Annotated in this window: 21 protein-coding genes and 1 tRNA gene; 7 read left to right on the forward strand and 15 right to left on the reverse strand. The window is 35.9% G+C overall.

The features are described from left to right. Nucleotides 1-446: 446 nt before the first annotated feature. The 4 genes from D0T08_RS20410 to rsmI form a co-directional block, all read right to left on the reverse strand. On the reverse strand, nt 447-2,534 hold the full coding sequence (locus D0T08_RS20410) for a vWA domain-containing protein (RefSeq protein WP_116984534.1): 2,088 nt from the start codon (nt 2,532-2,534) through the stop codon (nt 447-449). A 169-nt stretch (nt 2,535-2,703) separates the two neighbouring features. Beyond that, nucleotides 2,704-3,450: a 3-oxoacyl-[acyl-carrier-protein] reductase gene (gene fabG, locus D0T08_RS20415; protein WP_116984535.1), complete on the reverse strand. Its 747-nt coding sequence runs from the start codon at nt 3,448-3,450 to the stop codon at nt 2,704-2,706. 21 nt (nt 3,451-3,471) lie between these two features. Beyond that, nucleotides 3,472-4,416, reverse strand: coding sequence for a sterol desaturase family protein (locus tag D0T08_RS20420; protein ID WP_116984536.1), 945 nt, complete (start codon nt 4,414-4,416; stop codon nt 3,472-3,474). A gap of 64 nt (nt 4,417-4,480) precedes the next feature. Next, complete coding sequence (gene rsmI / locus D0T08_RS20425; RefSeq protein ID WP_116984537.1) at nt 4,481-5,149, reverse strand: 16S rRNA (cytidine(1402)-2'-O)-methyltransferase; 669 nt, start codon at nt 5,147-5,149, stop codon at nt 4,481-4,483. 221 nt (nt 5,150-5,370) lie between these two features. On the opposite strand from rsmI, the gene D0T08_RS28105 reads away from it, so the two are divergent. Both D0T08_RS28105 and D0T08_RS27825 read left to right on the forward strand, forming a co-directional pair. Next, complete coding sequence (locus D0T08_RS28105) at nt 5,371-5,505, forward strand: hypothetical protein (RefSeq protein WP_255413525.1); 135 nt, start codon at nt 5,371-5,373, stop codon at nt 5,503-5,505. A 223-nt stretch (nt 5,506-5,728) separates the two neighbouring features. Next, on the forward strand, nt 5,729-5,866 hold the full coding sequence (locus D0T08_RS27825) for a hypothetical protein (protein WP_165372089.1): 138 nt from the start codon (nt 5,729-5,731) through the stop codon (nt 5,864-5,866). Nucleotides 5,867-5,963: 97 nt separating this feature from the next. Here D0T08_RS27825 and D0T08_RS20430 read toward each other — a convergent pair whose 3' ends face one another. The 4 genes from D0T08_RS20430 to D0T08_RS20445 form a co-directional block, all read right to left on the reverse strand. Continuing rightward, nucleotides 5,964-7,109, reverse strand: coding sequence for a PLP-dependent aspartate aminotransferase family protein (locus D0T08_RS20430; RefSeq protein ID WP_116984538.1), 1,146 nt, complete (start codon nt 7,107-7,109; stop codon nt 5,964-5,966). 40 nt (nt 7,110-7,149) lie between these two features. Beyond that, complete coding sequence (locus tag D0T08_RS20435; RefSeq protein WP_116984539.1) at nt 7,150-8,451, reverse strand: APC family permease; 1,302 nt, start codon at nt 8,449-8,451, stop codon at nt 7,150-7,152. A 303-nt stretch (nt 8,452-8,754) separates the two neighbouring features. Then, nucleotides 8,755-8,988 carry a 4a-hydroxytetrahydrobiopterin dehydratase gene (locus D0T08_RS20440; protein WP_116984540.1) on the reverse strand — a complete coding sequence of 78 codons (234 nt, stop codon included), beginning with the start codon at nt 8,986-8,988 and terminating at the stop codon, nt 8,755-8,757. Nucleotides 8,989-9,072: 84 nt separating this feature from the next. Beyond that, nucleotides 9,073-9,157, reverse strand: a tRNA-Ser gene (locus D0T08_RS20445). A gap of 140 nt (nt 9,158-9,297) precedes the next feature. Here D0T08_RS20445 and purL point away from each other — a divergent pair. Next, nucleotides 9,298-11,544: a phosphoribosylformylglycinamidine synthase subunit PurL gene (purL, locus tag D0T08_RS20450; RefSeq protein WP_116984541.1), complete on the forward strand. Its 2,247-nt coding sequence runs from the start codon at nt 9,298-9,300 to the stop codon at nt 11,542-11,544. A 47-nt stretch (nt 11,545-11,591) separates the two neighbouring features. Here the strand turns inward: purL and D0T08_RS20455 are convergent, their stop codons facing one another. The 5 genes from D0T08_RS20455 to D0T08_RS20475 form a co-directional block, all read right to left on the reverse strand. Beyond that, on the reverse strand, nt 11,592-12,356 hold the full coding sequence (locus tag D0T08_RS20455) for a bifunctional 2-polyprenyl-6-hydroxyphenol methylase/3-demethylubiquinol 3-O-methyltransferase UbiG (RefSeq protein WP_116984542.1): 765 nt from the start codon (nt 12,354-12,356) through the stop codon (nt 11,592-11,594). Further along, nucleotides 12,346-13,245 carry a glycosyltransferase family 2 protein gene (locus tag D0T08_RS20460; RefSeq protein ID WP_116984641.1) on the reverse strand — a complete coding sequence of 300 codons (900 nt, stop codon included), beginning with the start codon at nt 13,243-13,245 and terminating at the stop codon, nt 12,346-12,348. Before D0T08_RS20460 ends, D0T08_RS20455 begins: the two co-directional genes overlap by 11 nt. 7 nt (nt 13,246-13,252) lie before the next feature. Further along, complete coding sequence (locus tag D0T08_RS20465; RefSeq protein ID WP_310586280.1) at nt 13,253-14,416, reverse strand: DegT/DnrJ/EryC1/StrS family aminotransferase; 1,164 nt, start codon at nt 14,414-14,416, stop codon at nt 13,253-13,255. After that, the gene (locus D0T08_RS20470; RefSeq protein ID WP_116984543.1) at nt 14,379-17,297 is read right to left on the reverse strand and encodes a PD-(D/E)XK nuclease family protein; all 2,919 of its coding nucleotides are present in this window, start codon (nt 17,295-17,297) and stop codon (nt 14,379-14,381) included. Before D0T08_RS20470 ends, D0T08_RS20465 begins: the two co-directional genes overlap by 38 nt. A gap of 258 nt (nt 17,298-17,555) precedes the next feature. After that, nucleotides 17,556-18,866, reverse strand: coding sequence for a deoxyribodipyrimidine photo-lyase (locus D0T08_RS20475; protein WP_116984643.1), 1,311 nt, complete (start codon nt 18,864-18,866; stop codon nt 17,556-17,558). Between the two features lie 125 nt (nt 18,867-18,991). On the opposite strand from D0T08_RS20475, the gene D0T08_RS20480 reads away from it, so the two are divergent. Continuing rightward, nucleotides 18,992-19,759, forward strand: coding sequence for a hypothetical protein (locus D0T08_RS20480; protein ID WP_116984544.1), 768 nt, complete (start codon nt 18,992-18,994; stop codon nt 19,757-19,759). A gap of 71 nt (nt 19,760-19,830) precedes the next feature. Here the strand turns inward: D0T08_RS20480 and D0T08_RS20485 are convergent, their stop codons facing one another. Beyond that, complete coding sequence (locus tag D0T08_RS20485) at nt 19,831-20,382, reverse strand: cupin domain-containing protein (protein WP_116984545.1); 552 nt, start codon at nt 20,380-20,382, stop codon at nt 19,831-19,833. Nucleotides 20,383-20,695: 313 nt separating this feature from the next. Between D0T08_RS20485 and D0T08_RS20490 the strand changes: the two genes are divergently transcribed. From D0T08_RS20490 to D0T08_RS20500, 3 genes are read left to right on the forward strand one after another with little or no spacing between them, the layout of a single operon-like run. After that, nucleotides 20,696-21,937, forward strand: a complete 1,242-nt coding sequence (locus D0T08_RS20490; protein ID WP_116984546.1) for an exo-beta-N-acetylmuramidase NamZ domain-containing protein — start codon at nt 20,696-20,698, stop codon at nt 21,935-21,937. Nucleotides 21,938-21,940: 3 nt separating this feature from the next. Beyond that, nucleotides 21,941-22,726: a hypothetical protein gene (locus D0T08_RS20495; protein WP_116984547.1), complete on the forward strand. Its 786-nt coding sequence runs from the start codon at nt 21,941-21,943 to the stop codon at nt 22,724-22,726. Nucleotides 22,727-22,786: 60 nt separating this feature from the next. Continuing rightward, nucleotides 22,787-23,251 (forward strand): META domain-containing protein, encoded by a 465-nt coding sequence (locus D0T08_RS20500; protein ID WP_199538197.1) that lies wholly within the window; start codon nt 22,787-22,789, stop codon nt 23,249-23,251. Nucleotides 23,252-23,253: 2 nt separating this feature from the next. On the opposite strand, the gene D0T08_RS20505 is transcribed toward D0T08_RS20500, so the two are convergent. Continuing rightward, complete coding sequence (locus D0T08_RS20505) at nt 23,254-24,453, reverse strand: WG repeat-containing protein (RefSeq protein WP_158561320.1); 1,200 nt, start codon at nt 24,451-24,453, stop codon at nt 23,254-23,256. Between the last annotated feature and the right edge of the window lie 73 nt (nt 24,454-24,526).

Here is a 24,526-nt window from a genome sequence, read left to right on the forward strand (position 1 = left end):
TGGATGACATTTTAAAATTAAGAAAAAATAAATTAGTCCGAAAAACGAATTTTGATGATTTGGAAAAATTTTACAAAAACCTTCGTTTTTAAATTTTATCTTAAATAAAACAAGAAGTAATTGAGTAGGCGGTGCTATTCGATAGCTTTCAGAAAATCCTCTTCTGACTTTTCTATTGAAAAGTTAAAATATGTATTGCTCCAAAAGCAGCTATTATACAGAGAATCAGACTAGGGAAATTTGAAAAGCGATTTCATGAGGGCAGTTTAACAAGAAAAAGTACAATAAATCAGTGCCTTTTTATATCAATAAATGCAAAATGGTCTGATTCTGCTGAAGAATATGGTAAAATACCACCGTTCATTCACAAAATCAGGCCAAATCTTCGTATTATTATTAAAATGTCTATTTTTTACGAAATGAAAAAATCAAGAAAAATGCCTAATTTAATAGCTTCCCAGATATTTTCTGGTTACCCACTCAACTGAGGCTAAAATAAGCAAAACGAAGAAAATCCACTTCAGATTTATAAACTCATTCATCTCTTCAATGCTTGTAACTTTATCAGGACTTCGGTTGGTTGAGAAATAATCTTTCAATTTCTCTAACTGGCTGGCAACAAAAAAATTTCCGTTGTTTTGTTGGGCTAATGTGCGCAACATATTGAAGTCGGCAGTATTGGTGAGACCTTCCAAATCGGCATTTCTGACTATGAATTGTCCATCTGCTGCTTCGCTTTTGCCTAGGACCTGTGTTGATGCCTTGTAGCGATATACACCCTCTCCTAAACCTGTTATCTCGAAACGAGTGTTTTCCTGACTGATTGTGTAATTATAGCTTTTCGTAGTGCCTTTTTCGTCTGTGATGTCTAGTTTGATATTCTGGTTATAAATACGCTCATAGATATCATTATAGGCCTCATTTTCAAAAATGACCTTATCGTCAATAGAGAACTCAGGTGAAATAGGATACACTCTTAATTTACGCTTATCGTCTTTAACTGAAATCAATTGCAAGGTTTTCATGAATATTTCATCTACAACCTCTTGTTTATCAGTTAGAGCAAATTCCTCTAATCGCCATTGCCAGATACCTTCTCCTGCCCACACGGCAGATTTACGTGCATTGGCAGTGTTTGCTATCAATAGCGGTTTAGGAGTAACTAATGAACCAACTCTTTGATAAAGGATAATTTCGCTACCTGTGGCAGGTCTGTAATCGCCGAAAGGAGATAATAGCGGGGGTAATTTCTCCAGAATATTCAGTTTCTCTCCATCAAGATTAAACAAGTTAAAACTACTGTTGAACTTGGCTGTTACCTTATCTGCTCTTCCGGCTTGCGAAATAATACTCAGCGTTTGTTGAATGCCGTTGAAGCTGGCAATGTTTGACTGATTACCCAGAATAAACAACGTTGGCTTCTGTTGCGCCAACAAGCGCGTTACCACACTCCCTCCGGCACCGTATAAATCAGGTAGTTGGTGTAAAATCAAAGCGTCAAAGGGTTGAGTGTCTATTTCATTGATATTATCACTCTGAATTACTTTTACAGTCAATTCATATAATTCATTTTTTTCGATGATTGACTTGATGGCTTTAATGTCCGGATGAGGTGATAAAGCAACCAATAAAATCTTTTCTTTACCATCTACTACATCGATATATACATCTCTTGCATTATTTCTTGTTGAAAATTCTCCTACACTTGGCACAACTTCTATAGTAAAGCGCTGCATGCCTTTCTGCTCGGCAGTTGAATAGAAAGTTAACTGTTTTAAATCTGTGGGCTTATCGAAGTTAACAATTTGCTTGTCCAGCACTTTACCGCCTTGTTTCAACAAAACTGACGTTGACTTACCTTGGTATCCAAAACTGGAGATTTCGGCCTGCACAGGGAATTTATTGCTTAAATAGGCTATTCTATTAGCATAAACAGCATTGAGTTTTACATCTTTTTTTTGCGTGGTGTCTCCCAAGCCAATAGAATGTATATTAAAATTATATTTTCCATAGGTCGGTGAGATACCTGAATTGGCAATTCCATCAGATACCAGAATCACATCAGTCAGGTTTCTGCCTTCGTAATTATTCTTCACATTTGCCAGTAAACCCGACAAATCGGAAGTTTTTTCTCCGAACTTTATACCGTTAATGTCTTTATTGTCTCCTTCTTCATCAAAAGTCTTGATTTCTACACTTGCTCCCTTTGATTCAATATCATCTTTTAGCTTTTGCAGGTCTGCTTTCAGTTGTGTAAGCTTATTCTGACCACCTTGTGCCATTGAGGTGGAGTTATCAATAGCCAATACAACAGTTGGCTTTTCAATAGTTGATTTATTGCTTCTGAGCAAAGGATTAATGAGCAGAAAAGCCAGGAGCGCCACTAATATGCCTCTGGCAACAGCTAAAAGCCTGTTTTGTAGTACTGAAAAATTAGTCTTTTTTTGGTATAATACAACAGCATAAAGCCCTCCGGCGAGTAAGCAAAGTATAATAAACCACGGTGAAGATTGAAAGATTAGTTCGGATTTCATAAACCCCCTGATTCCGTTTATTAACGGTAGTTTTTTATTAAAAAATAATACTACTAAAACAACACCTTAAGTGAACAAATATTTTGCCAAGATACAAAAAAATATCGTCAAGGGTAGCTCCCTTGACGATAGAATCTATGACAGAATAGTATAAATATACGAAAGATACTTACATAAGCATACCGCCATCAACCTGTAGAACCTGCCCGGTAATATATTTTGATAGGTCAGAACCCAGATAAACACAGGCATTTGCCACGTCTTCACCCTGCCCTGCTCGTTTTAATGGTATATTTTTCAACCATTCTTCTAGTGCTTTCTCGTTCAGTTCGCCAGTCATTTCTGTTTCTATAAAACCCGGGGCAATTGCATTAGACCGAATGTTTCTTGAACCTAATTCTTTAGCTACTGATTTGGTAAAGCCTATAATACCGGCTTTTGAAGCCGAATAATTGGCTTGTCCGGCATTACCCATTATACCTACAACCGAAGTCATATTGATGATTGAGCCTTGTTTAGCACGCATCATTGGCTTTGTAGCAGCCTTGGTCAGGTTAAAAACTGATTTAAGGTTTACTCTTAGCACTTCGTCCCACTGTTCTTCTGACATACGCATCAAAAGTGTATCACGGGTGATTCCGGCGTTATTTACCAGAACGTCAAGAGTTCCGAAATCGCTTACTACGTCGTTTACTAATTGCTCAGCAGCGGCATAATCAGATGCATCAGAACGGTATCCTTTTGCCTTTACACCATAAGCAGCTAATTCTGCTTCTAATCCCTGACCTTTTTCGACACTTGATAGGTAAGTAAAGGCGATGCTCGCACCTTGTTCTGCGAACTTTTTAGCGATTTCTCTCCCAATTCCTCGTGAAGCACCGGTTACTAAGGCAACTTTATTGTCAAGTAATTTCATGTATGATTTGAATGGTTAATGTTAAATTGATTCAGTTATAGTTTCAATAGCTTCTTTTTCCTTTCTGAGCTCTTCTCTCAGGCCTTTACTGGTCTTGGTACTCCCATCATGCGACCAGCCCGGTGGCATAAATATATATTTAATCTTGGTAAAAAAACTCAATGGCTTTTTTAAATCCGCGACTAATTTCACCCATTCATGGAAGACAATGTTCACTGCATTTCTGTTTTCGAGGGGAGAAACCAGGCCATATTTGATAGGCAAATCATCGATTTCTTCCTGAAAAGTACCGAACATTCTGTCCCAGATAGTGAGGCACATGCCCATATTTTTATCGAGATATTCAATATTAGAGGCATGGTGCACTCTATGCTGAGATGGGGTAACAACTACGTATTCTAATAATTTTAAAGGCATTTTGCGAAACTTTGGCACATAACTGGTGTGTACCAGGATACCGTATATCTGAGTGATAGAATACATCACAGCAATGTCTACGGCCTTGAATCCCATCAATGATAAAGGGATAAAGTAGATAAATCTGTATAAGGGTTGAAATACCGAAGATCTGAAACCAACGGTCAGGTTAAATTGCTCTGACGAATGGTGCGTCACATGAGATGCCCAGAAGAATCTGGAGTGGTGATCTACCACATGCAATACATAGAAAACAAAATCTTCTGCAATGAAGAGTAACCCCCAATAAAGAATTGGGTTCTGAATTTCAAAAAAACGATACTGGAAAACCAGACCCAGGATGCCCCAGGTAATTCCGCGCGACAACAAATCAATCCCTCCATTGAGCAGCATCAGATAAATATTGGTGATGGTATCTTTGACCGTATAAAACCGACGGTCCTGAATATTGCTTAGTATTATTTCTCCAAGAATTAAAAACGTGTATAGTGGTGTTGAAAAAATAATAACAAGCTGCTCGATGGTATAGTGTTTAAGGCTTTCGAACATAAAAAAAGGCAAACAATTAAAACTTAATAAACTTCACATACTCAATATTTTACAGCATTTTTATTTACGCACGCCCCTGCACTACAATTACAATCTCTCCTTTAATGCTGCGATTGGCAAAATTAGTAATAATTTCGGACAAAGTCCCTCGTACATTTTCCTCATACATCTTAGTGATTTCTCTTGAAACGCAGGCTTGACGGTCTGTTCCAAAAGTTTCCACGAAATTTTCAAGGGTTTTTAGTAATCTGAAGGGAGATTCATAAAAAATCATGGTTCTTTCCTCCTCAACAAGAGATTTTAATCTCGTTTGTCGACCTTTTTTAACCGGAAGGAAGCCTTCGAAGGTAAATCTGTCGCATGGAAGACCAGAATTGACCAAGGCAGGTACAAATGCAGTTGGTCCGGGCAGACATTCTACCTCTACACCGCTTCTGACACACTCTCTTACCAATAAAAAGCCCGGGTCCGAGATAGCCGGCGTGCCTGCATCTGATACCAATACGATTTTTTCACCCTTTTTTAGCCGTTCTACGACCTTTCCGACGGTTTGATGCTCATTGAAAGCATGATGGCTTTGCAATGGCTTAGAGATATTCAAATGTTTGAGAAGAAAACCTGTATTACGTGTATCTTCAGATAGTATCAGATCAGCGTCTTTCAAGACATTAATTGCTCTTAATGTAATGTCTTCCAGATTGCCAATTGGTGTTGGTACAAGAACAAGCTTCACTATATTTTTTTCGACAAAAGTACAAATTTCAACGCTCAACTGGAAGATTATCCTGAATTAAAAGCTTATTAATAAGATTTTTTTGTCAGAAAATGGCAAAATTAAGCCGTTTAATAAAAAACTTACGTTCATTTGTTCTATTATTTTCAAAAATTTCTGAAAATACTTGACAAAACAAAATTAAATATATAGTTTTGACGAAACAATAAACCTTATAAGCCATGTTATTAGCAGCCATTGCCCTTGCCGTGGGCGGTCTGATGATGACCAAAGTACGTGCAACAACTGAGCTCTATGCTCCTAAAGGTTACTTAATGAGTCTACAAGCTCGCCCTCGTAACGTTTATTCTTATTAATTGTAAAGTCCCCTATTTTATTAATTCAAAAATCTGTATCACAACTTAAAATACCTATTATCAATACAATTTTTGAATGATTGTGCTTTTTTTTAGCTAAAACTACCATAGAACTGTCATATTTTAGGATGAAAAAATCCAATTATTGACTTATAGTTTTTTTAGTTATTGCTTTATTGCAAGGATTTATAGAAAATTGTACCAATTAAACGTGCTTAAAACTATGTTACTACTTACTATCGCATCACTCGCTTTTGGCGGTCTTTTAATGACTCGCATGAATGAAGAAAAAGAATTATATGCACCAAAAGGATATTTGGCTCGCTTACAATCTCGTCCTCGTTCAGTTTACGCCTGGTAATACCCCTGTTTTAATACAGATTACGTGCTAAGAATACACAAAATGTGTATTTAATGATATTGTTTTGTTTTCAAGACAATGAGATGAATCCCAATTTTTATAATAGAAACAGGTTTTTCTCCAAGTCTTCAATAATAAAGTCCGCATCTTCAAGGCCGATGTAGAATCGGATCATACTTGCTTGTGGGTCTGTCTCGCTAACGAATGCACATTTAGGCATTATCAGAGACTCGTGTCCTCCCCAAGAAACCGCAATTAGAAAACTCTGTAGAGATTCGCAGAATTTTTTGATTGAAGGTACATCTTTGTTTTTGAGAGATACGGTAAACATACCCATTGGCATTTTCATTTGCTTATTAACAAGGTCGATTTGAGGATTGTTTTCTTCAAACGGATACCATATTTTGTCAATTTTAGGTGATTTTCTAAGAAAGCTTAGTATTTTCAGGGTGCTTTCTGAAGATTGTTTGAGCCTGATTGGTAAAGTACGGAGACTGCGTAGCATAAGCCAGGCATTTTGTGGTGAGAGTATATTCCCAAAAGTCATATATTCATTATGAAAAATTTGGGTTATTATTTCTTTTGAACCACATATAGCGCCTGCTACTACATCACTATGTCCATTGTAGTACTTTGTGGCAGAGTAAATTACTATGTCTATACCAAATTCGATAGGTTTCTGACCTAGAGCCGTGCAATAACTATTGTCTATAATGGTGGTTATGCCTTTGCTCTTGGCTAACTCGGCTATTTTTGCTAAATCCTGAACCTCAAAAGTCCAGGAAAGAGGTGACTCCAAATAAATCAGGCGAGTTTTACTGGTAATAGCATTAACAAAATTGTTAATGTCTGTTCCGTCTATAAAGGTAGTCGTAACTCCAAACCGTGGAAGCGTGTTGGTCATTAATCTTGTTGCCCAATTGTACACGTTTTTTACAGAAACGATATGATCACCCATGCTTACCTGCGACATAATCGCATTGGTAATTGCTGCTGCACCACTGCCGACCATTAAACAATCTTCTGCACTTTCCAAAGCTGCCATTTTCTGGCATAGCATTGTTACGGTTGGGTTATTTCCGCGTGTATATATATGTTCTTCTTTTTCATGCGTGGCTGCATGAGCGAATTCATCTACTGTCGGATAAGCAAAATTACTGGTCTGGATAATGGGTGGAGCAACCGCATGAAAATATTGCTCGCGATTTTCAGCGAGCTGATTAATAATATATGAATCGTTCATAAGGTAGTAATTCCCTGTTTAGCTTAAAAAAGGGCAGAAATTAATTATTATCTCGATTTTTCTTAAAGAATAGATATGAAACATAGCCAATTCCTAAAAATAGTAATCCGGCTCCTGCCTGTTGAGGTTTTTCTATTAATGTATTACCAATAATGAATGCGCACATGGCCATAAAGACAATTGCGCTTATACTCCCGACATAAGTTTTTTCTTTCAATAACCAAAAATAAGTTAAAGCTGCCAGTAAAAAAAAGACAGTATCTACAAAAACTACATAAGTAATCAGATTTGAGAACGTTTTCCAGAAAATCAATAAAAAAATGGTCCACAAAGACTGAAAAATGATAGCCCAAAAGGGTGTTTTATAGGTAGGATGTATCTCAGCAAACTTTTTGAAGAACAATTTATCGGCAGCCATAGCGAAATAAATACGCGGTGCAGTCAGAATATAAATACCAATTGTACCTAAAACTGATAATATAATTAAGAAAGAAATGAATTTCGCACCTGCTGACCATACAACACTGATAGCATCTGAAGCAACACTACCTGAAGCGGCAATTTTACTGATAGGTAATAGTCGTAAATACGCAATATTGATTGTGACATAGGCTAAACATACTACCAATATGCCCAAAATCATAGCTCTGGGTACTATTTTGGCCGCATCTTTTACCTCTCCGGCAACAAATGTGGCGTGTTGATAGCCTCCGTAAGAGAATGAAACCCCTATTAAGGCGAGGCCAAAAGCTGAAATTAATGATAGATTATTCGCATTTTCAGGAAAATGAAAATTATTTACATGAATATCTTCATTTACACCAAACAAAATACCTATTACTACAACTATAAAAATTCCCAGGAGCTTGGCACTGGTGAATAGACTGGCAAATATACTCCCCAATTTTACGCCGAAAATATTCATAATAGTGAGTGCAACTATGGTAAGCACTGCCACTATTACCTGAGCATTTTCTGATATATCAATGAAAACACTTAAATAAGAGGTAAAAACCAAACTTAAAGCCGCTAATGAGCCTGTATTAATCACCCAAAGCATGGACCAGCCATATAAGAATGCAGGTAAATCGCCAAAGGCTTCTTTGATAAAGACATAAAAGCCCCCGACTTTGGAGAATTTGGCAGAAATACTGGCAAAAGTTAAAGCTCCACAAATAGCAATGATTGCTCCGATTACCCAGACTGATAACATTAATCCTTCGGATGGTAGATAACCGGCTATCTCTGACGGGGCTCTGAAAATACCTGACCCAATACTTGAGCCAATAGCAATCATGGTTAAACTATAAAGACTGATAGCTCTTTTAAATTGGTCAGACATTTTATAGGTTTTTAGTTTAGGTGAAAAAGAATGGATGAAATGTCAGTTTTTCAGATTTTTTTATACACTTATGTGGGATTTATTATGGCTGAGAATTGAATATGCCGTACAATATATCAGCTCAATGTAAAATATTCAATTCTCAGCCATAATGGTTTTGTTAATAAAGTGCTTTTTTGCAGGGTTTCGTATAAAAAAATCTGATTTCTTGGGATTTAACTATATTTGACAATCTTTTACTATTCATAATTAACTGATTATCAATACTTTACAAACGCTTACTAATAGCTGGAATGAGCTGTTTTACTTAAGCAATTTATCAATGGCTTTAGCCAGATTTCTGTCTTTATCAGTAACTTTATTGCCTGCATCGTGAGTTGAAAGGTCTATATGAACTTTATTCCATGCATTTGACCAATCCGGGTGATGATTTTGGGTCTCTGCCAATAAAGCAACACGAGTCATAAAAGCAAAAGCCTCTGAAAAATCTTCAAACTTAAAAGTTCGGCTGAGTTTGTTGTTTTCTTCTTTCCACATAGTAGTAATTATTTAAATGTGTGTGATATAATTGGTAGGACAATATACAACAAAAAAAAGCCGAATCAAATGATTCGGCTTTTGCAGAGAGAGAGGGATTCGAACCCCCGGACCTGTAACAGTCAACGGTTTTCAAGACCGCCGCATTCGACCACTCTGCCATCTCTCTGTGTCCCTTAATTGTGATGCAAAGATACGGCTTTCAGCAATTAATGTCAACCCTATGTTAAATAATTTTTAGTTTTTTTTTCCTTTCAGAAGCTATCGAAAAACCGTAAATTTGTGTAATATTTACGAATACTTCTTTTTGTGGAAACAATCGAACAACTTCCTACTTTCGAAACAGCCAAAAAACTTGGCTTATTGCCCGAAGAATTTGACAAAATCAAACAAATCTTAGGACGCACTCCCAACTTTACTGAATTATCTATATTTTCAGTTATGTGGTCGGAGCACTGCTCATACAAAAATTCTATTGTATGGCTAAAAACATTACCACGTGATTCGGACCGGATGCTGGCAAAAGCGGGTGAAGAGAACGCAGGTTTGGTTGATATTGGTGATGGTCTGGCATGTAGCTTTAAGATAGAATCACATAATCACCCATCAGCATTGGAGCCTTACCAAGGTGCGGCTACGGGAGTTGGTGGTATTAACCGTGATATTTTTACCATGGGGGCACGCCCTATTGCGCAGCTTAACTCGCTTCGTTTCGGCAATATTAATTCGCCAAAAACCCAACGTTTGTTGAAAGGTGTGGTAAAAGGAATCGGTGATTATGGCAATGCTTTTGGTATTCCGACAGTAGGTGGAGAAATCTATTTCGATGATTGCTACAATACTAACCCATTGGTTAATGCTTTTTCGGCAGGAATCGTTGAAGTAGGTAAACAAGCTTCGGCTACTTCTTACGGTGTAGGTAACCCGGTATTTATTGTGGGTTCGGCTACAGGTAAAGATGGTATCCACGGAGCAACTTTTGCTTCTGAAGATATTACCGATAAATCTACAGAAAAACTTCCGGCTGTTCAGGTTGGTGATCCTTTCATGGAAAAACTATTATTGGAAGCTACCTTAGAAATTCTTGGTAGCGGATATGTGATTGGTATACAGGATATGGGTGCAGCTGGTATTATTTGCTCTACTTCTGAAATGAGTGCCAAGGGTGAACACGGGATGATTATAGATTTGGATAAAGTACCAACTCGCCAGGCAAATATGCATGGTTGGGAGATTTTACTCTCAGAATCTCAAGAAAGGATGTTGGTAGTTGTGCAAAAAGGTAAAGAAGATTTAATTAAAGGTATATTTGATAAATGGGATTTACATTGTGCGCAAATTGGTGAAGTGACCGATACGCAAAGACTTCACTTCTATCAACATGGAAAACTAATTGCTGATGTTCCGGCAGAAGATTTAGTTTTAGGAGGTGGCGCTCCGCAATATCACCGTGAATATCGTGAACCTGCTTATTATCAGGAATTTAAAAAGTTTGATATTAATGCGGTAGCTGATATTAATGGTGCAGCTGAATTGAAAAAAGTAGCTGAGCATTTATTGTCTCACCCAAATATCTGTTCTCGTAAATGGATTACAGAACAATATGATTCAACTGTGGGTACTGCTAACCGTAGTACTAACCGTCCATCTGATGCAGCAGTAGTGAGATTGAGAAACCCTGAAAAAGGAGATTTGAATAAAGCGATTGTTATTACGGTTGATTGTAATGGAAGATACGTAAATGCTGACCCGGAAGTTGGTTGTCAGATTGCCGTATCGGAAGCTGCTCGTAATATTGTGTGTACCGGTGGCGAGCCATTGGCTATTACGAATAACCTGAATTTTGGTAACCCATATAATCCGGAAGTATACTGGCAATTTGTGGGTGCGGTAAAAGGCATGAGTAAAGCTTGTGTAAAATTCAGCACTCCGGTAACTGGTGGTAATGTGAGTTTCTATAACCAAAGTTCGGATGATGGCCCGGTATTCCCGACTCCTACTATTGGTATGTTAGGGTTACTGGAAAATACTGAAAACCAAATGACTCTGAATTTCAAAAATGCAGGAGATTTAATTTATCTGGTTGGTGAATCGAAAGATGATATTGCTTCTTCGGAATACTTGTATTCGTACCGTGATGTAAAAGCCTCTCCAGCCCCTGCGTTTGATTTGGATATGGAGTTTAATGTACAGGAATCTATTAAAGAAATGATTCAAAATAAATTGGTAGAGTCGGTACATGATATTTCGGATGGTGGTCTTTTCATTACTTTAGCTGAATCTTCTTTTACTAATGGATTAGGCTTTAATATCAAGACTGATGGTAAGTTAAGAACTGATGCTTTCTTATTTGGCGAAGCTCAAAGCAGAGTGGTAGTTTCTGTAAACAATTCGCAAAAGGATTCGATTGAAAATTTATTACGAAGCAAAAATGTAAGCTTCACTTTATTAGGTGAGGTAAATGATGGAAGCTTTATAGTAGACGGCGAAACAGTGATCACTACTAAATCGGCCAAAAATCTCTACGATAATGTGATAGGAAGAATCATGAATTAAGATTAATCAGATTCATATAAATGATAAAGACCTCTTAGTGGAGGTCTTTATTTTTTTGTCATTACCAAAAAGAGGGAACTTCCAAAACCACCATTCCGAAAAATCTTCTCTTCCAGTTTTACAATTCTGTATAAAGTCGTATTCACAAAATTGCCGGGTACACTTACATCAGATTTTATTTCTGTTCTATTAATTAGATTGAATTTTAATTGAAATTGTTGAAGTAGTCTTACTGATAAGATCAAAGGTGATAAGAATAAACTCCAATAGGAATGGCTTTGGAGTTTTAATCCGGTTTGGCTGAGGTATTTTTCAAAATCACTTTTGGTGAATCTTTGTAAACCACCTACAGCAATATCATGTGTACCATAAAAGACATTGAAGGCATTATTATTAGAAATTAGAATTCCGTTTGGCTTTAATTTTTTCTCTAAATTTTTTATAGCTTTTACGATAATTTTATCTTCAAATTGATACAATACGTCGTCATTGATAATAACATCAAAAGAGGCATCAATAAATTCACAATCAAAATTAGTCAAGTCAATTTGCTGAACTTTGAGTTTTCGCTCTTTACAGAAGCTCACGGCATCTTCCGAAAAATCAAAGCCTTCAATATCTTTATATCCTTGCTGAATTAAAAAATTCATCAAGCCTCCTGTGCCACAGCCAGCATCCAGAATTTTTATATATTTATTCTGTCCAAATTTGGCAGTAATCTCTTTCAGAATTTTCTCGTGTAGAATCTTATACCACCAAAGTTTTTCTTCAGAGTCATACATCATCTGGTATTCTTCTCTACTACTTAGCATGAGTGGAGTTATATTTTTCTACGAACTGAGGGGTTTCGTTTTGGGTTAAAAATAATTTACCTACGTACTCACCTATAATACCAAGCGCACTTAACTGGATACCACCAAAAAAAATAAACATTGGTATTTGCCAATCAGGAATAAGTTTTATAAGGTATAGAAATGTTAGTATTAAGGATAAAAAAATCAGGAATATGCCCGTTCCTTGTATAAAGCGAATTGGTAAAGTTGAGTAACCAAATATAATGATGATGAAAAGTCGTACTAATTTTTTTATGGTATAATTTGAATCTCCTTCCATTCTCTCATTATGCTCAACCTGTACTTTACCGACATTGTTGGTATTCCTGAAAATTAAGGCATCGATATATGGATATGGTCCCTTATACTTAATAATTTCAGAAATAACCTCTTTATTGATTAGCTTAAAACTTGATAGATATAAGTCACTAGGTTTATGGATAAGCCAAGTAGTAACTCTATTCACGACCCAGCTACCCAGATTTCTGAAAAAATGATGTTTTTTGTCAGCATAGTAACTATATACTACATCGTAATTTCCGGTTTGTGCAGTATTAAGCAATTTAATTATTTCTGAGGGTGGGTTCTGGAAATCGTCATCAATGATTACCGCGTATTTCCCACCTACATAATTGAGACCGCAAATGACCGCATTAAATTCTCCGAAATTTTTGCGAAGTGAGATAAACTGAAGATTTTTATATTTTTCGTTGAGATTTAAGCAAACTTTTTCAGAGTTATCGGGGCTACCATCATTTACCAGTATTATCTCAAAGTCATATTTCTTTAACTCATCTTGTAGCTTTTCTACAAGTTTCTCAATTGTTTTTTCTCCTCTATAAACTGGTATAACTACAGATAAGAGCATAAATGGATTAATACTGATTAATTTTTTCAATAATATAACTTACCTCTTCCTCTGTCAATGTAGTATTCAATGGTAAACTTAATACTTCCTGATGAATTTTTTCTGAAATTGGATACGATTCTGTATTCCATTCTTTATAGGCCAACTGCTTATGCGGTGCAACCGGATAATGAATGTCTGAACCGATTTTATTCTGCATTAAAAATTCTCTGAATTTACCTCGATCTTTAGTTCTCACTACAAACAAATGCCAGACATCTTCTTCAACAGTTTCCGCAAATGGCAAAGAAATTGCCGGGTTCCGTATTTCAGTTAAATATCTATCAGCAATTGATTGACGTATATTATTTTCTTTATCCAGATTTGGCAACTTAACACTTAGAATAGCTGCCTGCATTTCATCCAATCTACTATTAATACCTTGGTCATCGAAAATATATTTTTCACCTGAACCGTAATTTCTTAAAGCTCTTATCCTACTTGCCAGATTATCATCATTAGTAGTTATAGCTCCAGCATCACCCATTGCTCCTAGATTCTTTGTTGGATAAAAACTAAACCCCGCTCCATCTGACAAATTGCCTGCTTTTTTGTTTTGATATAATGCCCCATGAGATTGGGCTGCATCTTCGAAAACTTTCAGATTATTTTTCTGCGCGATTTTGTTGATGGGCTCCATCTCGCAGCATTTGCCGTACAAGTGAACCACTAGGATTGCTTTTGTGTTAGGAGTAATTTTTTCTTCAATTTTTTTCGGGTCAATCAGATAAGTATTGATATCTGGCTCAACAAGAACCGGAGCAAGACCTGCTATTGAAATGGCAAGAATGCTTGCTATATATGTATTTGACGGAACTAATACTTCGGAGCCTGGCGGAAAACCAGAAGCTTTTAACAAAAGTACTAGGGCATCAAGACCATTCGCTACACCGATACAATATTTTGTTTCGCAATATTCAGCAAATGACTTTTCAAAATTTGTCACTTCTTCACCTAGTATGTACCAACCAGAAGAAACTTTTTTTGCTAATACCTCATTAATAGTTTTTTCGTACTCCCTATTGATTAACTTTAAGTCAAGAAAAGGAATATGATTGGTACGAGTATTCAATGTATTTTTAAATTTTGTCATTTTATCTTCCGCAAATCCCTTTAAAATCGCATCTTTCACAAATCACAAGATTGTTTGTCTGAACAAACGGAATTTCAGGATTTAGCATTTCCTTTATTAAATCGGCTAAAATTTGTTCTGATTTTTCTATAAAACCAAAGATAGTTGGGTTATCATTAAAACTCAAATTTACCTCTAAATTTTCTTTCATATTTCTGAAAGAATAGATTTTTGCCTTTACTTCATGATTTTCTAAACGTTCTCCTCCTAACAAAAAGCTTTTATCTTGCGTAATACTCTTCAGCATCAGGTATTGATAAAGCCATAACTGCCGAAGTTTCTCTTTGTCGGGGTCAATTAAGGCTTCTTCTAAAATCTGTTCTTTCGATTTTTCAAGCTCTTTCTTCCCTACTCTTCCAGTTTTATAGTCAATTACTTTAATTGTATTACCCTCTTTTTCTATTCTATCAACACGTCCTGCAATTTTCACTTTTTGTACTTTTCCAAGAACAGACACATCAAACATAACCTTAACTTCGCGTTCTGTTTCTAAAACATGATAAGGGAAAACCTGGCTTTCTTTTTGCTGTTTGAAAAAATCTTCCAATAATTGTTCAGCCACTTGCTTTAGCAGATAATTCATGCCTGAATCAATTACATATCCTCCAAATTGTTCAAGATATGCAGTTTCTAATCTTTTTGGTATTTCACTTACAATCGAATCTATTAATTCTTTTGTAATCATCGGGCCATGGTCAATGTCTATCCTTTCTAAAGTATTGTGCAACCATGTCCCAAAAATATCTGCACCAAACTTTTCATCTACTTCTTCCCGCTTTGAAATATTCGCAACTTTATTGAAGTAGAATTTCATGGTACAATGCAGGTATTCATTCAAATATGTTGGATAAATACCATTACCTGAAATTAGCTGGCTAATATCTGTTAAAATATCCGATGTTTTATGAATTTCGATCCTATTAACCACTTCTATATCACTACTTTTTGCATACTTGATCTTAGGATAAGAAATTTTTATATTTTTATTCTCTTTAGCAAGTTCGTTTTCTATCTGCAAAATAAATCGACTCTTTTCTGTTGCTCCACCTCCAACTCCTTCTCCGGTCGGGATTACATACAATAAATCAATGTCTTTTGCTCTCTGCAATAATCTAAAAAAATGATACGACATAATAGCATTCTGGTCTGATTGAACGGGTAGACCAAACTCTATCGATGCATCAAAAGGAATCAGAGAGTTTAGATGTCTGGTTGATGGAAGAATGCCCTCATTGACAGACAGAAAGATAACCTTTTCAAAATCAAGACAACGAGTTTCAAGCATACCCATAATTTGCAGATTTGCAATGGGCTCTCCGCTAAATGGAATTTTCTCTTGCTTGATTAATTCATACAAGAAATGTTTGAAGCTTTTAATATTTAATTGGCGATTAGCAAATAGGATTTTTTCAAGGCGATTTAAAATCGTCAGAAATAAATATAGATACTCGGTCTCGATAGCATCTTTGGTTTCGCGGTAGATACTTCGGAGCTCATCGATTAAATTATAGAATGCTTGTAAGGTTTTTTTGGGATTATCACCCCACCGAGTGAAAAGGATTTTAAAAAGTTTATCTCCGTTACCAAAAGCCAACATTTCTTCCTCACTGAGATAAACAATGTTTCCTTGAATAATTTTCCTTAAGCTTTCACGAAAAATATTTGGTTTATTATGGTCTTCCTGATTAATATAATTCATCTGCTCATACTTTCGGCAGAATGGATGATTAAGTACTTTGAAAATATGCCTATGACTATACTTTGAGATTTTTACCTTTTCGCCTGACTTATCCTTAAATTCAACAACATTTTGTTGCAACTCAAAAATGGCATCAATTAATGTAAACAGCATTGAGCCTCGTAATGATAAGCCCATTGTAATATTGAAATCGGATACAATATTATCAAGCGAGTACATGAGTGGGTAAAGCAGATTCTCATCACATAAAACTATGGCAGTAGGTACATTCGGGTTTTCGGCTAATAGCTCAGCATAAATAGCTCCGGCTACTTTTGTTTGTAAGGTAGAATTTTCAACGCCTATAATTCTGACATTTTTCTGTTCGGTCAATAAGCCATTTGTTTGCCAGTTCCATTTACCGAATTTCCCACCGGCTTTATATTTTCTTAATAGGTTGCCCCCTTTATGATTAAATTTCGGACTCATGAAATAATCATCACAGTCCCAAAGCATTTCTGCAAGATTAGCCTTTATTAATTTTTCAATTACTTTTTCTTCTGATTTACTGAAAGCATTGAAGCCAATAAAATAGAACTTTTCAAATATCTGATTTTCAAGTAAAAGTGTGTCTACTTCTTCGGCTAAAAGTCTATAAGACATCCCTCGATAAGAGTATCCTTTTATACGCAACTCATTATGGAGATCATTGTAGACATTATAAATATTTTCAAAAAGTTTAAAATATCTATCTGTGCTAGATGTACTTTCAATAATTGGTTTATTAATTGAAGTTAACTCCAGGTTCCACCGTGCTATAGTTTGAGCTTCGCTGATATAATCAAACAAAGTCTTTGGGTCACCAAGCAGATACTGGTCTATAGTGTCAAAATCTCTTAACAATGTCGGAGCCCAAGAAATAAACCTATCGAAATCTACTTTAGAATCATATTTGCGGAATGTTTCGTATAGCTCAAATAGCAACCCTACAGAATCAATCTGGTTAAAGCCCGACATCTTGGCAACAAAATCGTCAATAGCAAAAACTTGAGGAGCCAAAAAAGGCACTTTTGAAACCTGAGCTAAATATCTCTTGAAATAATAAACAGCTCTTCGGTTAGGCAGAATGACACAAATGTTTTTCAGTTGTGCCAAAGAATGTTTGTCAAAAACGTAACGAGCCGATTGTTCCAGAAATACCATTGAAATGATTAATACTATCAATAAATGAGCAGAAGCATCTATTTATTGTAAAGGGTAGAAACAGTTTATTGATAAGATAAATAATCCTTATGCAAATTACAGATTTTTTACCAGATTCGTTGAATGAAAATTATTATAAGGAGAGAAATCTACTTATTAGAATGATAAAATCTCATAGCAATTTAGCAAAATTTCTTATAGAGCAATATGTTGAGGTTTAAGAAATAGGACAAAGCGAAGAAATGCAAATTTACTAGTTCACTTCTTGTCTAATGCTTTTTTGTAAGCTTTCAATACTCTCTCTCTGGCAAATGTGTGCTCAACTATTGGTTCGGGATAATCAAAATCACTAATTTCCGGTACCCATTTTTTTATATACTTCAAATCGGGGTCAAATTTCTGAGTTTGGGCAGTTGGGTTGAAAATTCTGAAATAGGGAGCTGCGTCGCAGCCACTTCCTGCTGCCCATTGCCAACCGCCATTGTTCGCAGCAAAATCATAATCCAGTAATTTTTCTGCAAAGTACGCTTCCCCCCAGCGCCAATCAATTAAAAGATGTTTTACTAAGAAACTAGCTGTAATCATTCTAACCCGATTATGCATAAATCCGGTTTCGTTTAGTTCGCGCATACCTGCATCAACAATCGGGTAACCTGTCTTTCCATTACACCAGGCTTGAAACTCTTCTTCATTATTACGCCATACAATCTCGTCATACTCTCTTCTGAATGCTTCGGCATTGTTGATATGTGGGAAATGATACAGGATATTCATATAAAAATCGCGCCATATCAATTCATTCAACCAAGTCTGATTTAATTTTATGGCTTTTTGCACTAATTTTCTGATACTTATAGTTCCGAAACGCAAATGAACACTTAATCGGGTTGTTCCACTGATTGACGGTATATTCCTAAGTTCGTTATACCTGCCAATTACATTTTCATCAATGAGTTTTTCAGGAAATTCCATTCCGGTTTCAAAGAAACCCATCTCTTCCAAAGTAGGTATTGGTAAACTTGCAGTTTGAAGGAAATTTTTAAAGTAAGTCTCAGTTGGATAAGACTTTATATAAAAATCATTTAATTGTTCTTTCCACTTTTTGCTATATGGCGTAAAAACGGTATATGGTGTCTTGCTTCCGCTGAGAACCTCATTCTTTTCAAATATTACCTGGTCTTTATATGTATAAAACCCAATACCTTTTGCGTTGAGTAACTCGCATACCCTTTCGTCTCGGTCAATTGAGTATTTTTCATAATCGTGGTTGGTGTATACTTCGGTAATTTCAAATGTTGATAGCAGCGATTCCCACACTTCTAATGGCTTACCATATTTCACGATAATCGTAGAGCCGAGTTTAGCTAATTGTTGATGTATTTCTGATACGGTTTTATGAATAAAATCTACGCGTGTATCGTGCTTATTATCTAATTTATCCAGAATTTCTCTGTCAAAAATAAAAAGAGGCAATACAGGGTAAGTGCTCCTGAGCGCATAATAAAGCCCTGCATTATCGTCTAATCTTAAATCTCTTCGGTACCAAAATATACTCACTTTTTGCTTCATCTCCATTTATCAAGCTTTTATCTTCGCTATCAAATTTTTAATCTATATCTTTAAATTAAAACTTTACTTTTAGGTTAATTGTTTGTCTAATTCAAAATCAAACGCTCATAAACTTATATAAAACAATGAAAAGAATATTTGTTAGCCTTTTCTCATTTATTGCCCTAGGTAGCTTTGCTCAGGACACTCCTACTGCCGATGCCATTATTGATAAATACATTACGGCCATCGGTGGAAAAGACGCTATTTCTAAAATTCAGGATATAACTATCAGCAGTACAAGTGAAAGCCAAAGAGGTACCGCCGAAACTGAAATTAAGTATAAATTTCCGGATAAATATGCGATGAGCATGTATTTTAATGGTAATCCGGGTATGACAACAGTTTATGATGGAAAGAACTTCAAGAGCAGTGGTGGTTTTGGAGGCCGTGGTGGTGGCAACGGCGGCGGAGGTAATGGTGGTGGCGGAGGCGGTAATCGTCCTCAGTTAGAAGGTAATGCTGCTAAAATTCAGGCTATGCGCTCAAATCCGTTTTTCGAAACTATGTATAAAGACTTAGGAATTACAGGAACAGTTCAAGGAACTGAAAAGGTAGGCGATAAAGACGCATATAAAGTTGAGTTTGCTACAACTGACGGCAGAAAATGGACTGACTTTTTTGATGTGGCTTCCGGTTTAAAAGTAAAAAACTTCACCTCAAATGAAACACCCAGAGGCAAATTTGAACAAACTACTTTGTTTGAGAACTATAAGAAATTCAAAGGTACTGAAGTATTAATACCAGCTATGAGTAAAAGAAGCGGAGGACAAATGGGAGAAGTAGTATCAGAGGTACAATCGGTAAAAGTGAATAAAGGTCTAAAAGATTCTGAGTTCGAGATTAAGGAATAAGTATACGTGTTCTGAATAAGTTAAATGCAGATAGGTTTTATCTATCTGCATTTTTTTTACCTGACAATAAACTAGAATTTTACATACTTGGCAGTCAATTGTCTATCGATTCCTACTTTTACTGCTTTTTTTGCATGCCGCCTTAATATCCATTCAAACATACTCATCCATCCAAGAAGGTTACTTTCACTAATATCAAACAACCAGGCCAAAGCATATCTACTTTTGGGTATACCATTTTTTCTGGTTTCTCCATCACGAGCTAATCCGTAACCAATCTGTAGAGATTGTTCAAAACCTTTATTTCCCGGACGAAGCTCCACTCTGAAAGTACATACTTCATCAGAGGCATTGAAAAAACGATGGTCTATGGTAGGAAAAGCAGTAGCACTCATGCCACTTGTCAACGTGTGAATTTTATTTCCTAACTGTACTTTGAGTTCTCCGGTAAGGCAAACAAATTTTTCTAAATATGTTTTGTGTTTATGCAATCCTACTCCACCCTTTGGAGCTAGTTCTACTTCTACTAATGTGTATTCGCCATTAGTTTCGTCGGCTGTTTTCAAAAAAGTTACATAATCTTTCTGAACGGGATTGTAAACTTTCCTTAGGCTATTAGTCATTTTTATAAAAGTTAAAATGGTTTACTTGTTGATTATCAATCTATTAGTTTTCATAAAGGAGTTCAAAACAAGCATATACACAGCAAACATTCAAAGTCGTGTTTCATAGACTCCCGATAATAAGTATTGAATTGATATATAAAGGGATGGATTGTTTTAAAGAAATTATCTGCTTTAAAGAAATCAGTTGGCTTTTTCAGTCAGAAGTATAGAATTATAAATTCTATTTGTTTTATATAAAAGTCCTTACATTTTCGTTTATTCGCATATAAATCCTTGTTTTCAATCTCCTTATTGTTTTGATTATTGCCACATGAAAAAAGCTCTTTTCATATTCCTACCTCTCCAGATAGCAATTATTAGTTTTATTATTTTAGGGAATCCTATTGCTGTATTATCATCCAAACATAATCTGAAGAAAAAGCCCAAAGGAATTATTACAGGTGCAGATCAGGTTTCAGAATACCTGCCGTATCTGAAAGATAAACGAATTGCAATGGTGGTGAATCAGACATCTATTATTGGTAAAACACCCAGCGTTGATAGTTTACTGGCCTTAGGAATAAATGTGGTAAAAGTTTTTGGTCCTGAACACGGGTTTAGAGGTAATGCCAGCAATGGCGCAAAAGTAGAAGACAATACTGACCCTAAGACGGGTATCCCGATTATATCGCTATATGGCAAAAACAAAAAGCCATCAAAAGAACACCTGGCTAATGTTGATTTGGTCGTGTTTGATATACAAGATGTAGGCTGCCGCTTCTATACTTATATTAATACGCTGAACCATGTAATGGAAGCTTGTGCCGAAAACAATAAGGAGTTGGTAATTCTGGACAGACCTAACCCGAATGGGTATATTGTTGATGGTCCGATACTGGAAGATGATTTACATTCAGGAATTGGCATGCATAGGATTCCGATTACACATGGCATGACTATGGGAGAGTTTGCTCAGATGATTAATGGTGAAGGTTGGATTCCGAATAATATGAAATGTAAATTACGTATCATTAAGCTGGCCAACTACAACCATGATATGTCATATGAATTACCGGTTTTTCCATCACCGAACCTGAATTCACAACAATCCATTCTGCTCTACCCTAGCATCTGTTTATTTGAGGGCACTATCCTAAGTCAAGGTAGAGGCACGTATATTCCGTTTACAGTTTTAGGTGCACCAGCTTTGAAAGGTAAATATGAATTTCATTTCAAGCCTGTGAGCATAAAGGGCATGAGCGAAACACCCTTACACCAGAACGAAGAGTGTTATGGATTAGACCTGAGAAAATATGACACAAGTGAGCTTAGAAAATCTAAGAAACTGAACCTTAAATGGATGATGGAACTATATAAGGCATATCCTTATAAAGAGAAGTTCTTTGACAGAAGCCAAAGCAAACAAATGGGTGATATTAATCTACTGGCAGGAACGAGGAATTTTAAGCAACAGATAATTGATGGAAAATCAGAAGAAGAAATTCGTAAAAGTTGGGAACCAGATTTATCTGAGTATAAGACCGTGAGAAAAAAATATTTATTGTATCCCTAATCCATGAAAGAAATCCTGGACTTATTTGGGATCAGTGGAAAAACCGAAAAGCTGACAGGCGGGCAGGGACAATCTATCCGGGTTGGTGATTTTGTTTTAAAACCTATTGAAGAAACCGCGAAGTATAGTTGGATTGGAGAAGCTTTAGCGTCAATCTCAACTTATGATTTAGCAATAGCAAAACCTATAAAGTCAAAAAATGGTAATTTCGTTGAGAGTGGCTATGGTGTCACACAATATTTAACAGGCGATTTTTTTATAGGCCGAATAGAAGAGAAAATCAAGGCGTGCCAAATAATTAATCAATTACTGAAATCAATCAAGATACCAGAAGATTGGGTTCATTGGTCTTCGCCCTGGCAATGGGCTAACCGTATAGCGTGGGAGGAAGCCTCTTTGCCAGATAATGCAGATAGTAAATCCTGCAAAATAATTGAAGCTATCAAAGCTGAATACAAGCCAATTGATTTACCCGAACAATTAATTCATTCAGATTTAGCAGGCAATATTTTGTTTAACGGCAATACTCCAGTGATTATAGATTTTAGTCCAGAGTTCAGACCGAGTGCCTATGCAGAAATATTATTAATTACAGATTCTATCGCATGGCATCAGGAAAAAGCAGAAAGCCTGTGGATTTTACAACACCCTAAAGCACTGATAATGCAATTGGCTGTAAGAGCTATTGTATTCAGGCTGGCGGTTGTGATTATTTTTAAACCAAAAAATTTTGAGGCATTAATGGCAGAATTAAAAAATTTTCAGCCTATATTAAACATATTGATGTAAATAAATGTCTAAACTTTATAAAGTAAAGCAATTAACCATATTCACTAAACATTTGAAGCCATGAAAAATCTAGTATTAGCTATAACTATTTTATCTTGTAATATGCTTGGGTGCGTAGGTACACAAACAACCAGTACCACTACTCAAAAACCTTCTGATGCGATCAATACATCTATGAAACTTAATGGTAGTTGGGAGTTAGCAGATATTCCAGGCGCCAGGGTTTCTGTAGCAGGTATGTATCCCAATAAAAAACCTGTTATTACTTTTGATGTTAATGACAATAAATTTGTAGGTAATACCAGTTGCAATAATTTTAGTGGACTGTTAGTGGTTTATGGCAACAAGATTAATTTTAATAAATCTATGGCTATGACAAAAATGGCTTGTCAGGGTGAAGGTGAGTCAACTTTTGTAGAATTATTGAAAAAGATTGATACCTTTACCATTAACGCCGACAACACGCTAAGCCTGAATACCGTAGGTGCTGAAACACTGCGAATGGTAAAGGTAATGAAGCAATAATATTAATCTGCGATATTGGTTAATACGCTGCCTTTATCAAATTTGAAATCTTTGGTAAATAACACCTGCACTTTTGTGCGGTTAGTGTTATCCAATGTAAAATTTATTCTCTCTTTTCCGTCAATATAGCCAGATACATTTTTGTTACTGTTATCTGCCATATCTGTTGGAACAAGATATTTGCTTGAATAAATAATTTTACCCTGGGTATCGATATAATATAAGTTATCTCTTTGTCTTACAGCTGCCATACCTTGGTCGAATGCTGTAGCTTTGTCAAACACGGCCGGAATAAACTCTTTTCCGTTATTATCAATAAAGCCGTATTTACCATTGATTTTAAAAGCTGCGATATTATCTCTAAAATCATCTAGTAAATCATATTTTGCTGATACAATTTCTTTACCATTGCGATCTATTATACCATACTTATCGCCTTTCATCATTACAGCCACTCCATTTTCAAAGCTACTAACATTTTGATAAACAGGCTGAATAATCATATTATCTTTTTGGTCTATCACGCCAGTAAGGTCTCCCACTTTCACGGTGGCTAATCCTTCATGATAAGAGCTTGCAATATCGTACTTGCAAGGAACCACCTCTTTACCATCTTTATCGATATAACCGAATTTACCATTATTCATTACAACAGCATAATTTTCTGAAAATGGTAAAGAAAACTCATATTTAAAATCAATTACTACATCTCCTTTAGTATCAATATACCCATTCTTCCCGTTTTTGATAACCATTGCTCTACCGTCAGTAAAGCCCATACCAAAATCAAATTGTGGATTAATGGCCACTTTTCCTTCTTTATCAATAAAACCATATTTGCCATGAATACTTACTAAAGCATAACCCTCAGAAAATGGCTCGCAGCTATCAAATACTAGCGATGACAGCAAAGTGCCGTTTTTACGTATAAAACTAAATTTGTCTTTTTCTCTGACTATGGCGAGGCCATCCTGAAAATTTAAAGCATTGTCATACTGGCAAGGAATTTGTAAAAAGCCCTGGCGGTCGATAAAGCCATACTTGCCTCCGATATTGACACGTGCCATATTATCAAAAAAGTAGAGGCCGATAGTCTCATTCGAGAAAATATATGGTGAAGTCTTTGATTCTTGTCCTTTCAGGGAAGAAGAAATTAGAATAATTATACTGAATAGAATGGTTGTTAAATTAGTAGTCTTCATAAAGTAAGGCATGATTATACAATTGTTTTACCAAACATTATGCCAAAGAAATCTATTATAACAGTATATAATA

Source organism: Emticicia sp. C21, from assembly GCF_003418935.1.
GTDB lineage: Bacteria > Bacteroidota > Bacteroidia > Cytophagales > Spirosomataceae > Emticicia.

Bases quoted from the DNA above. Each gene is read 5' to 3' on its own strand.
- D0T08_RS20495 (WP_116984547.1), top strand. From the start codon at position 21,941: ATGAAAGAAATCCTGGACTTATTTGGGATCAGTGGAAAAACCGAAAAG.
- D0T08_RS20485 (WP_116984545.1), bottom strand. From the start codon at position 20,382: ATGACTAATAGCCTAAGGAAAGTTTACAATCCCGTTCAGAAAGATTAT.
- D0T08_RS20470 (WP_116984543.1), bottom strand. From the start codon at position 17,297: ATGGTATTTCTGGAACAATCGGCTCGTTACGTTTTTGACAAACATTCT.
- D0T08_RS20460 (WP_116984641.1), bottom strand. From the start codon at position 13,245: ATGCTCTTATCTGTAGTTATACCAGTTTATAGAGGAGAAAAAACAATT.
- D0T08_RS20410 (WP_116984534.1), bottom strand. From the start codon at position 2,534: ATGAAATCCGAACTAATCTTTCAATCTTCACCGTGGTTTATTATACTT.
- D0T08_RS20430 (WP_116984538.1), bottom strand. From the start codon at position 7,109: ATGAACGATTCATATATTATTAATCAGCTCGCTGAAAATCGCGAGCAA.
- D0T08_RS20475 (WP_116984643.1), bottom strand. From the start codon at position 18,866: ATGAAGCAAAAAGTGAGTATATTTTGGTACCGAAGAGATTTAAGATTA.
- D0T08_RS20500 (WP_199538197.1), top strand. From the start codon at position 22,787: ATGAAAAATCTAGTATTAGCTATAACTATTTTATCTTGTAATATGCTT.
- D0T08_RS20440 (WP_116984540.1), bottom strand. From the start codon at position 8,988: ATGTGGAAAGAAGAAAACAACAAACTCAGCCGAACTTTTAAGTTTGAA.
- D0T08_RS27825 (WP_165372089.1), top strand. From the start codon at position 5,729: ATGTTACTACTTACTATCGCATCACTCGCTTTTGGCGGTCTTTTAATG.
- D0T08_RS20420 (WP_116984536.1), bottom strand. From the start codon at position 4,416: ATGTTCGAAAGCCTTAAACACTATACCATCGAGCAGCTTGTTATTATT.
- fabG (WP_116984535.1), bottom strand. From the start codon at position 3,450: ATGAAATTACTTGACAATAAAGTTGCCTTAGTAACCGGTGCTTCACGA.
- D0T08_RS20435 (WP_116984539.1), bottom strand. From the start codon at position 8,451: ATGTCTGACCAATTTAAAAGAGCTATCAGTCTTTATAGTTTAACCATG.
- D0T08_RS20505 (WP_158561320.1), bottom strand. From the start codon at position 24,453: ATGAAGACTACTAATTTAACAACCATTCTATTCAGTATAATTATTCTA.
- D0T08_RS20490 (WP_116984546.1), top strand. From the start codon at position 20,696: ATGAAAAAAGCTCTTTTCATATTCCTACCTCTCCAGATAGCAATTATT.
- D0T08_RS20455 (WP_116984542.1), bottom strand. From the start codon at position 12,356: ATGCTAAGTAGTAGAGAAGAATACCAGATGATGTATGACTCTGAAGAA.
- D0T08_RS28105 (WP_255413525.1), top strand. From the start codon at position 5,371: ATGTTATTAGCAGCCATTGCCCTTGCCGTGGGCGGTCTGATGATGACC.
- D0T08_RS20480 (WP_116984544.1), top strand. From the start codon at position 18,992: ATGAAAAGAATATTTGTTAGCCTTTTCTCATTTATTGCCCTAGGTAGC.